Here is a 14,815-nt window from a genome sequence, read left to right as displayed (position 1 = left end):
GGCACGCGGGATCTCGACCGCTTCGGCGGCCTGATCGGCTCGATGCCGGTCTTCAGCGGCCTGTTCGGCCTGCTCGCCTTCGGCTCCCTCGGGCTCCCGGGCCTGTCCGGCTTTATCGCCGAGTTCCAGGCCGTCGGCGCCGCCCTGCAGCTCTCCGCCTGGGTCGCCGGGTTGGCCGTCCTCGCGCTCGTCGTCACGACCGCGGTCTACCTCCGGCTGGTGACCGGCCTGCTGATGGGGCGGGCGCCGGCGGATGCACCGGCCCTGCCACCCCTGACTGCGGGGAGGTCTGGTCGGCGGCCGCGCTCGCGGCCCTGTCGGTCGCGGTCGGGATCCTGCCCGCTACCCTGGTCGCGTTGCTCGACGGCACGACCGCCGCCCTGGCGCACCTCCCGTGACCGGCGGGGTGGCGATGGGCGGCTGCATGGATCTCGGGGCGGTCGCGCCCGAGATGGTCCTGGCCGGAACCGCCCTGGCCCTGGTCCCGGCCGCCGGCTGGGCCCGCGGCCGGTGGCGCCGCCTACCCGCCGCGCTCGCGCTCCTCGCCCTCCTCGCCGCGATGGGCCTGACCGTGCCGATGCTGACGGCCACGCCGCGGGAGGCCTTCTGCGGCACCTACGCCGTCGACCCGTTCCGGGCCTTCTACCAACTCGTCATCGAGGCCGGCGCCGTGGTGAGCTTGCTGTCGCTCGCCTCCCACTTCCGGGCGAGCGAGCAGGAGCCGCACCATCCGGTCGCACTGCTCATGGCGACCGTCGGGGGCATGGGGCTCGCGGCGGCCACCGACCTTGGCCTGATCGTCCTGTTCTTGCAGATGGTGAGCTTCCCCTCCTACCTGCTCGTGCTGCTCGTCCGGAGCGACGGGCCCGCCCAGGAGGCGACGCTCAAATATTTCCTCTACGTGCCGCCGCGCTGGCGGTGATGGCCTACGGGCTCACGTTCCTGTTCGGCCTCACCGGCAGCCTGAACCTGCGCGCCATTGGTGCCGGCCTCGCCGGCGCCGACCGGGCCTGGGTCGCGCTGGCCTTTGGCCTGGTCGTCGTCGGCTACGGCTTCGAGATGACGCTGGTGCCGTTCCACGTCTGGGCCCCCGACGTGTTCCAGGGCGGCACGGCCCCGATCTCCGGTTTCGTCTCGGTCGTGCCGAAGGCGGCCGCCTTCGCCGGTCTCCTCCGCCTTCTGCTGGAGGCGATGCCGGGGGCTCTAGCTGCTTGGCCCTCCGTGCTCGCCCTCATGGCGGCCGCGACGATGACCTTCGGCAATCTGGTGCGCTCCGCCAAGCAAGCCTGAAGCGGCTGCTGGCCTATTCCAGCATCGCCCAGGCCGGCTATATGCTGATGGCGGTCGCGGTCGCCGGTCGCGTCCCCCAGGCGCTGCCGGCCATCGGATACTATGTCGTGGCCTATCTCCTGATGAACCTCGCGGCGTTCACGGTGGTCGCGCAAGTCGAGCGCATGTCCGGCAGCGACGGCCTCGCGACGGTGCGCGGCCTCGGTCGGCGCGCGCCGTGGTCGGCGGCGGCGCTGACCCTCGCCCTCCTGTCGCTGGCCGGCGTCCCGCCGCTGGCGGGCTTCGCCGGCAAGGTGTTCCTGCTGTTGGCCGCCATCGACGGCGACCTCGCCTGGCTCGCCGTGCTCGCGGCCGCCAACATGGCGGTGGCGCTCTCCTACTATGTCGCCGTCATCGCCGAGATGTACTTCCGGGAGCCCGAGCGCCCCGAGGGGGTGGCGCCCGGCGTCGGGTACGCCTTCGCGCTCGGCCTGTGCTCGGCGGCGACGCTGGCCTTCGGCATCGCACCGAGCGTGCTGCGCGGCGTGGCGCAGCTCGGCGCGACGCTGCTGCGATAGCCGAACGCGATGCGGGCCGGTACGCTCTAGCGGCATGGTCGTGAATCCACCGGCCCAGGATCTCCGATCCGGCCCGGTCTCGGTCGGCCTTCGATCCGCGCTCACCCGGCAGCCCCAGGGCCATGCACCGACGCGCGGCCGCCCTGCCGGGTGTCGCGGGCGCGCGGACGGCTCGGATTGATCGAGGTCCGAAAGATGCCGTTCAGGCAAGGGGAGGTAGCGCGATGTGCATCGGATCGGCTCGAGATCGATCCCGATCGACGCGTGCAGGCCGCGATCCGCCTCGGCATCGACAAGGTGGCCGAGCTGGGCAGCGTGCGCCAGGCCCTGCTCTGGTTCCTGGAGCACGGGCTCGATCTGCCGACACGTGTCAACGCCGGCCCGGTCGTCTGGCGCCGCCCCGCTACTCGACGCTTCGCGAGTTCATCGCCAACCCGGCCTATGGCGGCGCCTACGCCTACGGCCGCAGCCGCGTCACGGCCAGCTACGACGCGGCCGGCGCCAAGGCGCGGGCCAGGCGCACGCCGCGCTCGGAGTGGCTGGCGTTGAAGCCGGGCTCGCATGAAGGTTACGTGGAGTGGGAACGGCGGAGGCGATCCGGGCGATGGTGAGCGAGAACGTTCCGACCAGTTCCCGCGGCGCGCCCAAGCTCGGTGCGGCGCTGCTCGCAGGGTTGCTGCGGTGCTGGCGCTGCGGGCGCAAGCTCAGCGTGTAGTACACTGGAGCCAAGGGACAGATCCCGCGCTACGCCTGCGTGCGCGGGCGGATCGACTATGGAGAGCCGAACTGCATCGCCTTCGGCGGTCTGCGCGTCGACGATGTGGTCGAGGCCGCGCTCCTAGCGGTCATGCAGCCGGGCGCGATCGAGGCGGCGCGGGCAGCCGAGGCGCAGGCGAGCACGCGACGCGACGAAGCGCGCGAGGCGATGGTGCGAGACCTGGAGGCGGCGCGCTACGCGGCCGACCGGGCCTTCTGGCAGTACGATGCGGCCGACCCCGAGAACCGTTTGGTGACCGGCGAACTCGAAGCGCGCTGGAACCGAGCTCTGTCCCGGGTCGGCGCCTGCGAGACGCGCATCGGCGCGCACGACGCGCTCGCCCCTCGGCCCGCCCTTCCTCCGGTCGCGCTGGAGACGCTCGCCGCGGACCTGCAAGGCGTCTGGGCAGCGCCGACGACGGATGCACGGCTCAAGAAGCGGATCGTGCGCACCCTGATCCACGAAGCGGTCGCGGACCTCGACGAGGCGCGGGCCGAGATCGTGCTCACCCTGCACTGGATCGGCGGTGCTCACACCGAGCATCGCCTCCCGCGTCGGCGACGCGGCCAGCGGACCAGTACGCCTGCCGATGTGGTGGAGGCCGTGCGCGCGCTGGCGCTGATCGCGCGTGACGACGTGATTGCGGGCGTGCTCAACCGCAACGGCGTCAGGACGGGGCACGGCAACCGCTTTCACGCGCGAGCGCGTCACGGCGTTGCGCTCGCAATACCGCATCCCGGTGTTCCGCGAGGCCGCGGCGGGCGACGAGCCCTGGCTGACCCTGACCCAAGCCGCCGCTCGTGTCGGCGTCGCCGCGCGCACGCTTCGTCTGGCGGCGGAACGGGGCGAGGTCGATGCCATGCATCCGCTCGCCGACGGACCTTGGGTGTTCAGCCGCGCCGCTCTCGACGGCCCGGGCGCCAAAGCCCTCGCGCAGGAGGCATCGAACCGCGGCAAACACCGCGCGGTACCGCATCCGGCGCAACAATCCCTCTTCGCCTCAATAACATAGCGAGATGTGCGTTCTGATGAGCAGTTGTAATCGTCCCGCCACGCGCTCAGCACGGCCCGTGCGTGGCCGAGGCTGCGGAACAGGGTCTCGTTCAAGCACTCGTCCCGGAGCCTGCCGTTGAACGACTCCACGAAGGCGTTGGGAAGCTTAGCTACAATTGGAGCTCGCCCACCGACGGCCCGGCCACCACCGCGGGAGGTCCGACTGCGCGCGGCCCTCGCGGTCAGCGGGTCAGCGCGCGTCTCCGGCTCAGCCGCGCTTGTCTGGGTTCTGCTGGCCGGACCCGCCCTGGTTCTGCCGGTCCATCATGGTCTGCATCATCTTGTTGCAGTTACCCATCATCTTCGACATCTCCTGCATCATCGGCATTATGCCGTCACCCTGCATCATGCCGCCCATCACCCCCTTGTCCGAGGGTGCGGGGTTCGTGGCAGTTTCGGCCGAGGCAGCGGCGATGCCGGCGAACAGAGCAAAGCCGAGAGCGGCGGGTGCGAGCTGCGAGATCTTGGACATAAATTTCTCCTGTCGTCCGTGCGTTTCGAAGTAGTCCTGCCTTCGCGCTACTCGCGTGCGAAGACCTTCGGGGCGCCGTCGCTGATCTCGTAGACCGTGAACGGCGCCGTCTTCTCCCCGTCCATGCCCGGCGAGCCCGCCGGCATGCCCGGCAGCGATATGCCCCTGATGGCGGGCCGCTCAGCCAGCAGCCTCTTGACCGCGGCGACCGGCACGTGTGCCTCGACGACGTAGCCGTCGATGAGCAGCGTATGGCAGCCCTGGAGCGGCTCGGGCACGCCGTGCTCGCGCTTGAGTGCCGCGAGCGCGGGAGTCTCCTCGACGGTAACCGCAATCCCGTTGCGCTGGAGCACCTTCGCGTAGGCGTCGCAGCACTGGCATTGCGGGTTCTTGTAGAGAATGGCGGTTTGGGCGCCCTGCGCCGCGGCCATGGACGGCACGGTCACCGCAAGAAGAACGCCGACGAGTGCACGGCGGTGGATCATGGCATGCCCTTCCGGCCCGTCTGCCCTACTGGGCCGGGGTGATCGACTGAACGGTGTAGGAGCCCTTGCTCCCACTCAGAGTAAACTTGACCTTCTCGCCCGGCTTGACCTTCGAGAGATCGACCGAGGAGGCCGCCGGGAACTCCATGTGCATGGCGGGCCAGTTGATCGCCGGGATCGGCTCGTGGTCGAAGGTCACCTTGTGCTGGCCCGTGTTCACGGCCGCGACGGTCCCAGTGGTGCTGGCCGTCTGCTGCTTTCCGCTCTCCGCGCCAGCCTTGCCGCTCATACCAGTCATGTCGCCCATCGGCGCGGCCTGCGCCTGCACGCCACCCGCGAGCAACAGCGCGGCGACAGCCGCAGTGAGCGCGCTCTTTCGGCTCGATTGGCCAAGATCAGACATCGGTGGTCCTTCTTTCTGATCCGGCTGGCCGGGACGGCTTAGGCGCCGCCCTGGCGAGAGCCCGGACGCTCCTTCGAGGCGGAGGGCGCGCGCGTTGCGGCCCCTTCACATCGAACATTCGGACCCGGCGCAGGAAAGGTTACAATTCGCCGCCGGCTGCCACAGAATACAAGCCGCGGCACCGACGTCGTCCTACGGCTTCCCGGCCCGACCCGACCGGGGGGGACGCCTGGAGCGGGCAGGTGTCTTGTCGACCGAGCCGATCACCAGGACGCCATCGGTCGGTTCCGATGTCCGGGGCGGGTTCCGGTTCGCGCCCAGACGGAAACAGTCCGGGACGTTATCCATTCAACCCGCAGAGGCGTAGCGCGCCGTAGTCGAATTCACAAAAACTCCGGGGAGCAGCACAGAAAAGCTGCGTCACATGACAAGATATTCTCCGGATTTGACTGGATCTTGGTGCGTCTTGTATAAACTCGGAATGGCAGGCGAACGATTATAGTGGGAATGTCTTTCGAGTGAGCGGCAGGGCGGCCAAGCGGATCAGACCGAGCTGACGCGGGTGGCCGACGCGGAGGGCCTCTTGACGAGAGCGTGCGCGGTCGCAAGGGCCCACTCGGAAAGCGTTCAGCATGCGAGGACAAGTCCCGAGGTCAAGAGCGGACGCCCAGCCGAGTGTGCCGCCGCCGCGGGATCGCGGACGCTGCGGGATTTCGCGTCCGGCCGGTCGCATCGCAACGTCGCCGGTGCCGGGGCTCAGTGCCGTCTTGCGTCAGGCGGCGAACAGCAGGTGCACAGGTCCTGGGGTGAGAACGACAGCGTGTCGTCCGGAGCTCCCCTCGGCGACGGCACCCCGCGCAGGCGGTTGTGGATCGCCGTCGCGGCGATGGCGGCCTGGCCCATCGCGACGCTGATCTGGTCGAGGCTGCGCACCACGTCGCCGGCGGCGAACAGGCCGTCGGTCGAACTGCGCTGGTGCTCGTCTGTCACCACGCAGCCCTTGTCATCCAGACGGGTGCCCAGACCGTGCACAAGGTCGGACCGGGCGTCGCTGCCCAGCGCCGCGTAGAGCACATCGAACGACCGGCACGCCCCGCCGAGCATGTCGAGCGCACGGACCTGATCCCCCTCGACGACCACGCGCCTGACCGGCTCCTCGACGATCACGATCTCGGCCTGTGCCGCTTGCCGACGCTCCTCCTTCGTCAGCACCAGGGACCGACCCAGCGACAGCAGAGTGATGTCGGCGGTGTAGGTCCGCAGAAACAGCGCTTCGTGCAGCCCGCTGCTGCCGTGCCCGATCACCGCGACCCGCTTGCCCATAGCCTCGTAGCCGTCGCAGATCCCGCAATGGCGCACCAGCCCGCGCCGGATCGCGTCCGGCACGTCGGGCAGGTCCGGCTCGCGGTCGACAACCCCGGTCGCCAGCAGGATGGTATGGGCCGGGATCGGCTCCCCGTCCAGCGTGGCCAGGAAGACGCCGTCCGGCCGGCGCTCCAGGCGCGTGACGGACCCCGGGACGATATGGGCACCGTACTTGCGCGCCTGTTCCGTCATCCGGCCCAGAAGCGCCCGGCCGTGAATGCCTTCGGGAAAGCCCGCGTGATTGTGCGAGGTCGGGATCAGGGCCGCACGGCTTGCACCGGCATCGAAGACCTGGAAGCGCCGGCGGAAGCGGGCCAGGTAGATCGCGGCCGTAAGGCCTGCCGGTCCACCGCCGATCACGAGGCAATCCAATACACTCTGCGGCATGGTTCCGGCTTCCTCTCGTGGCGTGTGATGAAAACTTTTCCCGATGGTCGGGGCGACGCCGCCCCGCACTCACTCGGCGGGATTGACCAGGCGCGGCTGCACGCGGACCAGAGCCTTACCAGGCTTCGGAGTGCCGGTGCGAGGAGGGCTTCGGTGCGGAAGCCCACGCGCCTTCACTAGGCCATAGATGGCCGGGATCACGACGAGCGTCAGCACGGTCGAGGACACCATGCCGCCGATCATCGGCACCGCGATGCGCTGCATGACCTCGGACCCGGCACCCGTGCTCCACAGGATCGGCACGAGCCCGGCCATGATGGCGACCACCGTCATCATCTTCGGGCGCACGCGCTCGACCGCCCCCACCATGATGGCTTGGTACAGGTCCGCACGTGTCGCCTCGCGGCCCGCGGCGGCAACCGCGGCCCGCTGCTCGTCCCAGGCATGGTCGAGGTAGATCAGCATGATCACCCCGGTCTCGGCCGCCACGCCCGCCAGGGCAATGAAGCCGACGGCCACCGCGACCGATATGTTGAAGCCCATCCACCAGAGCAGCCAGACCCCGCCCACCAGCGAGAACGGGAGTGACAGCATGACGATGAGCGTCTCGGTCAGGCGCCGGAAGTTCAGGTAGAGCAGCAGGAAGATGACGAGCAGCGTCACGGGCACCACGATCTTCAGCCTGGCCTCCGCCCGCTCCAGGTACTCGAACTGGCCGCTCCACTGGACGCTCATGCCCTGCGGAAGCTGGACCTCCCTGTTGACCGCGTCCCGGGCCTCGGCGACGTAGCCGCCGAGATCGCGCCCGGCCAGGTCGACGAAGATGTAGACGGCGAGCTGCCCGTTCTCGGTGCGGATCGAGGTCGGCCCCCGGGTCAGCTGGACCTTGGCCACCTCGCCCAGCGGCACCGTGCCGCCGGCCGGCAACGGCACCTGCACCTCGGTGGCGATGGATTGCGGATCCGAACGGAAGGCGCGGGGGTAGCGCACGTTGACGGTGTAGCGCTCGCGCCCTTCGACCGTGTTCGTGACGCTCTCGCCTCCCAGCGCCGTCGCGATGACGTCCTGCACGTCCCCGACCATCAGGCCGTAGCGCCCGAGCGCCTCCCGGTCCGGCGTGATGTCGAGGAAGTAGCCGCCGATGACCCGCTCGGCGTAGGCGCTGGACGTACCCGGCACGTTCCGCACCACGGCCTCGACCTCGCGAGAGACCTTCTCCATCTCAGTGAGGTCGGTGCCGTAGACCTTGATGCCCACCGGCGTGCGGATGCCGGTCGAGAGCATGTCGATGCGGGCGCGGATCGGCTGCGTCCAGGCGTTCGACACGCCGGGGAACTGCAGGGCCTTGTCCATCTCGGCCTTGAGGCTCGCCAGCGTCACGCCGGGACGCCAATCCGCCTTCGGCTTCAGGGCGATGATGGTCTCGAACATCTCGGTTGGGGCCGGGTCCGTCGCCGTCGAGGCACGCCCCGCCTTGCCGTAGACCGAGGCGACCTCGGGAAAGGACTTGATGATGCGGTCCTGCGTCGCCAGCAGCTCCCCGGCCTGGGTCACAGAGATGCCCGGCAAGGTCGTGGGCATGTACATCAGGGTGCCCTCGTTCAGGTCCGGCATGAACTCGGAGCCGAGCTGGCGGGCCGGCCAGATGGTCAGGCCGAGCGCCGCCACCGCCAGCAGGATGGTCAGCACCTTGGCCCTGAGCACAACCCTGATGACCGGGCGGTAGACCCAGATCAGCAGCCGGTTCAGCGGGTTGCGATGCTCGGGGATGATGCGCCCGCGCACGAACAGCACCATCAGGGCCGGCACCAGGGTCACCGACAGGAGCGCCGCCGCCGCCATGGCGAAGGTCTTGGTAAAGGCGAGCGGCCCGAACAGGCGCCCTTCCTGGCTCTCCAGGGTGAAGATCGGCAGGAAGCTGACCGTGATCACGAGGAGGGAGAAGAACAGCGACGGACCCACCTCCGCGGCCGCCTCGACCAGGATCTCGACCCGCGGCTTGCCCGAGGGCGCCCGCTCCAAGTGCTTGTGGGCGTTCTCGATCATGACGATGGCCGCGTCGATCATGGCGCCGACCGCGATGGCGATGCCGCCCAGCGACATGATGTTAGCGCCGATCCCGAGGAGATGCATGGCGCCGAGCGCCATCAGGATGCCGACCGGCAGCATCAGGATGGCTACGAGCGCACTGCGCAGGTGCAGCAGGAACACGATGCAGACGAGCGCCACGATGACGCTCTCCTCGACGAGCGTGCCCTTGAGCGTCTCGATGGCGGCGTCGATGAGCTGCGAGCGGTCGTAGACCGGCAGGATCTCGGTGCCCTTCGGCAGGCTCGCGGCGACCTCGGCGAGGTGCGCCTTGGCGCCCTCGATGACGTTGAGGGCGTTGGCGCCGAAGCGCTGCAGGATGATGCCGCCCGCGACCTCGCCCTCGCCGTTCATCTCGGTGATGCCGCGCCGCTCGTCCGGCCCGAGTTCGACCCGGGCGATGTCGCGCACCCGCAGCGGGGTGCCGGCCTCGGTCTTCAGCACGATGTTTTCGATGTCGGCGATGCTCTTCAGGTAGCCGCGCCCGCGCACCATGAACTCGAACTCGGAGAGCTCGACCGTGCGGCCGCCGACATCCGCGTTGCTCGACCGGATTGCGTCGCGGAGCGCCTTCAGCGAAATCCCTTGCGCACGCAGCCGGTTCGGGTCGACGACGACGTTGTACTGCTTCACGAAACCACCGACGCCGGCGACCTCGGCCACCCCCTCGGCGCGCGAGGCCCCGAAGCGCACGACCCAGTCCTGCAGCGAGCGCAGCTCGGCAAGCGTCTGCTGCTTGGCCACGATGGCGTACTGGTAGACCCAGCCCACGCCCGTCGCGTCGGGCCCGAGCGTCGGCGTCACGCCGGCCGGCAGGCGTTTGCCGGCCGCGCTCAGGTATTCGAGCACGCGCGAGCGGGCCCAGTACGGGTCGGTGCCGTCCTCGAAGATGACGTAAACGAACGAGACCCCGAAGAAGGAGAAGCCGCGTACCACCTTCGACTTCGGCACCGTCAGCATGGCGGTGGTGAGCGGATAGGTGACCTGGTCCTCGACCACCTGCGGGGCCTGCCCCGGGTACTCGGTGTAGACGATGGTCTGCACGTCCGAGAGGTCCGGGATGGCGTCGAGCGGCAGGGTGCGCACGCTGTAGAGACCAGCCGCCACCACGAAGACGGTGCCGATCAGCACCAGGACGAGGTTGCGGGCCGACCAGGCGATCAGGCGTGCGATCATCGGGTGGCCTCCGTGGCCTGCGCCTGCGACTCGGCGGCGGACTTGGGCGCCGCCATGCTCTGCAGCGCCGCCTTCAGGTTGCTCTCGGCGTCGATCAGGAAGTTGGCCGCGGTCACGACCTGCTCGCCGGCCTGCACACCCTCGCGGATCTCGGTGTAGCCCTCGCCGCGGGCGCCGACCTTGACCTCGCGCGGCTCGAAGCGGCCCTCGCCCTTATCGACGAGCACGATCTGGCGCGCGCCCGTGTCGATGACGGCATCGTTCGGGACCGCCACCACGGGCTTGGCCGCGCCAGTCCCGATCTCGACGTCGGCGTACATGTCGGGCAGGAGCACCCCGTCGGGGTTCGGCAACTCGATGCGCACGCGGGTGGTGCGGGTTTGCGTGTTCACCTGCGGGTAGATCAGCCCGACCTTGCCGCTGAAGCTGCGCCCGGGCAGCGAGCGCACGCGCACAATGACGGGCTGGCCGACCTTGACGCTGCCGAGGTCGTACTCGGGTACCTCGGCCAGCACCCACATCGTCGAGATGTCGCCGATCCGGAACAGGGTGTCTCCGGCCGACGCCTTCATGCCCTCGATGGCGTTGCGTTCCAGGACGACCCCGTCGCGCGGGGACGACCAGGTGATGGCCATCGGCACCTTCCGGGTGCGCTCCATCTCGTCGATGACGGCTTCCGAGACGTTCAGGTTCTGCAGGCGCCGCCGGGAGCCGTCGAAGCCCGGGTTGGCGATGAGCTGGGCCGCCGCCGCGTTGATCTCGGGCGAGTAGACGTGGACCAGTGCCTGACCCTTGCGGACGCGGTCGCCGGTCGTGACGTTCTCGACGTGGTCGACATAGGCGTCCGAGCGTGTCGCCACGACGGTGACGCGGCGCTCGTCGAGCGTCACGGTGCCGGGCACCCGCACGGCTCGGCTGACGACGCGACGTTCGGCCCGCTCGGAGCGGACGCCGGTGCGCTGGACCTTACCGGGCGAGATCTTGACGATGTTGCCGTCCTCGGCCTCGCCTTCGTAGACGGGGAGGTAGTCCATCCCCATCGAGTCCTTCTTCGGCACCGGCGAGGTGTCCGGCAGGCCCATCGGGTTGCGGTAGTAGAGGATTTTTCGGGCCCCGCCCGGGGGCGCAGCGTAGGTGGCGTTCGCCTCGGCCTCCTTCGCGGCGGGCCGGGGCTCGAAGTCGACATCCTCGCCGACGCGTACGGGCCGGTAGTCGCGGCCATCGGGCGTCCTCGTCGGCGTGAGCGCATAGGCTGCCCTTCCATCGGGATCACGGTAGTACAGGATTGGGGCATCCGCTGCCGGACCCGCCTCGTCCCTGACGAGGAGCGTGGAGACCGGGCCCGGCAGCCAGGCCGGCAGGGGCCAGTGGACCTCGCCGGCCTTCAGGCCAAGCACGAGTGCGCCCACGAGAGCGGCTGGCGCGAGTGTGAAGCCAGCGATCCTGGCGGCAAGGCGCACGGGACCGTAACCGCGTCCCTGAATTTCGGAGATGTGGAAAGGCGTCCTCTGGTCCATCACGGTACCACCTTGAGCGCGAGCTGGTTCTGCACTGTGCCGATCTCGCCCTGCACCTTGGCGGCAAGCGAGAGCTGCCAATCGCCCGCCATCGTGAGATTGGTCTTGAACCGGTAGAGGCCGGGCTCGGTCGCGGGCTGCGACTCCAGCTCCGTCGTCATGGTCGGCATGCCGGCGGGTGCCATGTCGAGGCGGTGCGCGAAGATGATCGCGTCCGGGACTGGCTTGCCCGTTGGCTTATGCACCAAGCGCAGCGCCAGCGTCGCCTCGCCCTGCTTGGCTTGGCTCCCGACGAGATTGAAGGCGTAGTCCTTGAGCGCGGCAGGTGCACCCGCCTCGGAGTTCGTGCCTCGGCGCGGCAGCCAACCGGCAAGAGCGGCCGGAACGTGGTCTGAAATCGCGCTCGGGACCGCCCAGGTCCCACGCCCCAAGCCGTAGCCGAGGCCGATGGCAGCCAGGAGCATCGTGGCAAACAGAGCGATGCCCACGATCCGTCTTGCTCGACCGCCGCCAGGGGCGGTCTCGAACTCCTCGAAGTCGCGAAAGGGCGTGTTCTGATGCATTATGGCACTGCCTGCAGGACGAGCCTGCCTTGGACCGGGTCTGGAAGTCCGGGGATCTTGGCCGCGAGCGTGAGCGCCCAGCCGCCCTCCATCGAGAGGTCGGTCTCGAAACGGTAGTAGCCGGGCAGCGCGTCGGCCTGGAGCTCCAACGGAGCGGTCATCGTGTTCATGCCGTCAGGCGACATGTCGATGCGGCTGATGAACAGGATCGCATCCGGAACCACTTTTCCGGTCCGCTCGTCGACGAGCCGGACCAGAATGGTTGTGCCGTAACCCTGCTTCACCTCGCGCTCGACAAGCTCAAAGGCGTAATGGCCCGAAGAGGCGCGGCTGAAGGAAGATGCGAGGGTCGCGCCGGCACCCATGAGAAGCAGCACCAGCACGAGTGCACGCCACAATGAGAGCCGCCGCTGCGCGGGGGGGGCCGCAGCACGTGCTGCGGCCAGCGGAGGCGTGCAAGGTGGGGCGCTCAAAACTCAGGCCCGCCCGACGTGTTGCCGAGGTTCTGCTGAACAGGCGAACGCTCCGGGAACTGCGCGTTTCCGCGGGTGCTGCTTCGGAAATCCCGCCTCTGCAGGTCGCGAGGGACCCGAACGTGGCCCGTGCTGCCAGCGAGGCTTCCGGTCGTCACCGGCTCGCGCAGCGCGTAAGCCGAAGATCGATCATGGTGGTGTCGCTGCGGGCCGGTTCGTGCCTGTAATCCCGGCGCGGCGATTGCCGGATCGGCCAATATCAGTGAGGCAAGGATGATGCCAACCGTGAGCTTCATGACGCCTCTCCGTTGACTGGAAAGCGCTATCCGTTCAGCGCCATTACTGACGAGTTCGGGGGGCAGGATTTTTTCGTTACACTCGACGGGTTGCCTTCAGACTGCGACCGCTGCTGGCGCGAGGGTGCCTCTCAGCGTCCCGTTAGTATTGCGGGCCGCCGGCGGTACCGCCGAGGTTCTGTGCCTCCGGCGCTCGTTCGGGAAACTGCGCATTGTCACGCGTGCTGCTCCGCATATCTCGGCCGAGCCCGCCGCGAGCGTCTAGCTCCGAGCGAGAGCCGTTGGGTAAGCTCCCGGTCGCCTGGGGGCCGATGCCGGGGGCGGATCGAGCCTGAAGGATCGATGCCGCGGCAGGATCCCGGGTGCCGGAGTGAGGATTGGCCGATGCAGGCGCCACGAAGGCCGCGAGAGCCAAGACGACAGCGAAAAAATTATTCACGATTGCACCCCGAAGATGATGTGCAGAGGCATGATCATCAAATTTACTGCCGTTACTTTGAGTTTGGCAGATCGATGGTTACACGCCGTCTTGCTTTGGCGGAGCGCGTTGAATGTCGTCGGTCTGCTTGGCGGGTCGGCCCGAGGCATCTTCCGTCGAGATGTCAGGTCGTACGTGGGATGCGGGAAATCCGGGTCAGGGACCGTGACGAGCGCCCAGGTGGCAGGCCGCTCGGGTTGAGGCTTGTCCGTGCTCGCCAGGGGCCAGCGGTCAGGCGGCTTGCGCGCGGACTTGCGGTAGCTCGCGCACGGTGAGACTGCGCTTGACCGCGTCCTGCACCTTCTCGAAGGCGCGGACCTCGATCTGCCGCACGCGCTCGCGGGACACGCCGAACTCGCCCGAGAGATCCTCAAGGGTGATCGGATCGTCGGCGAGGCGCCGCGCCTCGAATATGCGCCGCTCGCGCGGGTTCAGCACGGAGAGCGCGTCGCGCAGGGCCGCTAGCCGGTTCTGGCCCTCTTCCGCGGCGGCGAGCACCGTCTCCTGGCTCGGCCCGTCGTCGGCGAGCCAGTCCTGCCACTCGCCCTCGCCCTTCTCCTGCAAGGGCGGGTTGAAAGCGCCGCGAGTCATGTCAGAAGTTTGGCCGACGGGAGTCCGGCCGACGGGTCGCCGGGCGGCGGGGGACGACGTTGACCGACCCAGTTGTCCGGACGGCATCCGGCGCTCCGAGATTGCGGGGCGCCGCTTGGTGCACGCCAGGCCGGAAGCGAAGCGGCACATTGTCGATCCACCCGGCCAGGGCGTATCCCGGCAGCCCGGCCATCATAGCAATGCCGGCGAGGACAGTGATCATCTTGCTACTCATGGTGGAACTCTTTGCTGGCTCTAAAGCTTGCTACTTCTGTTCTTGATTTCGGATGTCCCGCCAAGTCCGTTACAGCGCCTCGAACTTTTCCCAGTGGTTCCGCCGGCGTCGCAAGGAGCCGACGCGAACGCCCATCGGCGGGGACCGCTCCTCCGCCCGAGGAGAGGTTTCGCACGGTCGGGCAGCCTCAATCCTCGGAATGGGGCGGAGAGAACAGGTAGAACCCGTCACGGCTGGCCGCCTTCCGGGCCGCGGCCGCCCTGAAGCCCGGCGGCCTGAAGCCTCGCTTGCCCAGGGTACCCCGGAACTGCCAGCCCGCATCGGTGAGAAAGACCGGGATCGGGAGGCTTGTCGGAACTGCGCAGAACAGGTCCTGGGCGAAGCGCGACTCGAAGACGACGTAGGAGCGCGTCGGGGTCTTCGCCGGGGCGGCGGCGAGCTTGGCGCTCTGGTCCCAAGGTCCGGTGCGGCCTTCCCGCGAAGCCGGAATTCCGCGGTCCGCCCGCCTCCCCCTCGGCGGCCTCATACGCCTCGAAGCCACTCTGACCATGTCCGGCCAGGTGTCTCCGATCCTCGATGACGGCGTGTTGGCGCCGTGTATCCCGCGCCGCTGCGGAGCGCGACCGGCG

General features: G+C 68.9%; 14 protein-coding genes and 4 pseudogenes. 6 read left to right on the top strand and 12 right to left on the bottom strand.

Annotated elements, in window-relative coordinates:
- Positions 1 to 42: 42 nt before the first annotated feature.
- From DA075_RS38035 to DA075_RS38005, 6 genes and pseudogenes are all read left to right on the top strand, one after another.
- Positions 43 to 129 (top strand): annotated as a pseudogene (locus DA075_RS38035) (hypothetical protein); the annotation flags it as partial.
- Positions 130 to 394: 265 nt separating this feature from the next.
- The gene (locus DA075_RS38030; protein ID WP_244936717.1) at positions 395 to 922 is read left to right on the top strand and encodes a proton-conducting transporter membrane subunit; all 528 of its coding nucleotides are present in this window, start codon (positions 395 to 397) and stop codon (positions 920 to 922) included.
- Positions 922 to 1,847, top strand: a pseudogene (locus tag DA075_RS38020) (NADH-quinone oxidoreductase subunit N). The gene DA075_RS38030 and the pseudogene DA075_RS38020 overlap by 1 nt, the downstream one beginning before the upstream one ends.
- 122 nt (positions 1,848 to 1,969) lie before the next feature.
- Entirely contained in the window at positions 1,970 to 2,458 is a 489-nt protein-coding gene (locus DA075_RS38015; protein ID WP_338068032.1) for a recombinase family protein, read from the top strand.
- Positions 2,425 to 2,562 (top strand): hypothetical protein, encoded by a 138-nt coding sequence (locus DA075_RS38010; protein ID WP_244936716.1) that lies wholly within the window; start codon positions 2,425 to 2,427, stop codon positions 2,560 to 2,562. The genes DA075_RS38015 and DA075_RS38010 overlap by 34 nt, the downstream gene beginning before the upstream one ends.
- A gap of 39 nt (positions 2,563 to 2,601) precedes the next feature.
- Complete coding sequence (locus DA075_RS38005) at positions 2,602 to 3,633, top strand: hypothetical protein (protein ID WP_244936675.1); 1,032 nt, start codon at positions 2,602 to 2,604, stop codon at positions 3,631 to 3,633.
- Between the two features lie 6 nt (positions 3,634 to 3,639).
- Here DA075_RS38005 and DA075_RS34610 read toward each other — a convergent pair.
- From DA075_RS34610 to DA075_RS34550, 12 genes and pseudogenes are all read right to left on the bottom strand, one after another.
- Positions 3,640 to 3,762: pseudogene (locus tag DA075_RS34610) on the bottom strand (integrase core domain-containing protein); the annotation flags it as partial.
- Positions 3,763 to 3,865: 103 nt separating this feature from the next.
- Entirely contained in the window at positions 3,866 to 4,129 is a 264-nt protein-coding gene (locus DA075_RS34605) for a hypothetical protein (protein ID WP_091891500.1), read from the bottom strand.
- A 47-nt stretch (positions 4,130 to 4,176) separates the two neighbouring features.
- Complete coding sequence (locus DA075_RS34600) at positions 4,177 to 4,614, bottom strand: DUF411 domain-containing protein (protein ID WP_091891497.1); 438 nt, start codon at positions 4,612 to 4,614, stop codon at positions 4,177 to 4,179.
- A gap of 25 nt (positions 4,615 to 4,639) precedes the next feature.
- Complete coding sequence (locus DA075_RS34595; protein ID WP_091891494.1) at positions 4,640 to 5,017, bottom strand: copper-binding protein; 378 nt, start codon at positions 5,015 to 5,017, stop codon at positions 4,640 to 4,642.
- 756 nt (positions 5,018 to 5,773) lie between these two features.
- Positions 5,774 to 6,769 carry an NAD(P)/FAD-dependent oxidoreductase gene (locus tag DA075_RS34590; RefSeq protein ID WP_091891490.1) on the bottom strand — a complete coding sequence of 332 codons (996 nt, stop codon included), beginning with the start codon at positions 6,767 to 6,769 and terminating at the stop codon, positions 5,774 to 5,776.
- 69 nt (positions 6,770 to 6,838) lie between these two features.
- Positions 6,839 to 10,033: an efflux RND transporter permease subunit gene (locus DA075_RS34585; RefSeq protein WP_091891487.1), complete on the bottom strand. Its 3,195-nt coding sequence runs from the start codon at positions 10,031 to 10,033 to the stop codon at positions 6,839 to 6,841.
- On the bottom strand, positions 10,030 to 11,550 hold the full coding sequence (locus tag DA075_RS34580) for an efflux RND transporter periplasmic adaptor subunit (protein WP_091891484.1): 1,521 nt from the start codon (positions 11,548 to 11,550) through the stop codon (positions 10,030 to 10,032). The genes DA075_RS34585 and DA075_RS34580 overlap by 4 nt, the downstream gene beginning before the upstream one ends.
- Positions 11,550 to 12,113 (bottom strand): FixH family protein, encoded by a 564-nt coding sequence (locus DA075_RS34575; protein ID WP_091891481.1) that lies wholly within the window; start codon positions 12,111 to 12,113, stop codon positions 11,550 to 11,552. The genes DA075_RS34580 and DA075_RS34575 overlap by 1 nt, the downstream gene beginning before the upstream one ends.
- Entirely contained in the window at positions 12,113 to 12,496 is a 384-nt protein-coding gene (locus DA075_RS34570) for a FixH family protein (protein WP_244537685.1), read from the bottom strand. The genes DA075_RS34575 and DA075_RS34570 overlap by 1 nt, the downstream gene beginning before the upstream one ends.
- Before the next feature lie 86 nt (positions 12,497 to 12,582).
- Positions 12,583 to 12,882 carry a hypothetical protein gene (locus DA075_RS34565; RefSeq protein WP_091891478.1) on the bottom strand — a complete coding sequence of 100 codons (300 nt, stop codon included), beginning with the start codon at positions 12,880 to 12,882 and terminating at the stop codon, positions 12,583 to 12,585.
- Positions 12,883 to 13,591: 709 nt separating this feature from the next.
- Positions 13,592 to 13,939: pseudogene (locus DA075_RS34555) on the bottom strand (sigma factor-like helix-turn-helix DNA-binding protein); the annotation flags it as partial.
- A gap of 434 nt (positions 13,940 to 14,373) precedes the next feature.
- Complete coding sequence (locus tag DA075_RS34550; protein WP_123834580.1) at positions 14,374 to 14,712, bottom strand: hypothetical protein; 339 nt, start codon at positions 14,710 to 14,712, stop codon at positions 14,374 to 14,376.
- Positions 14,713 to 14,815 lie beyond the last annotated feature (103 nt).

It is taken from the genome of Methylobacterium currus (genome assembly GCF_003058325.1).
In the GTDB taxonomy this organism is placed as follows: domain Bacteria; phylum Pseudomonadota; class Alphaproteobacteria; order Rhizobiales; family Beijerinckiaceae; genus Methylobacterium; species Methylobacterium currus.
This window is presented reverse-complemented; position numbering and strand designations above follow the sequence as displayed.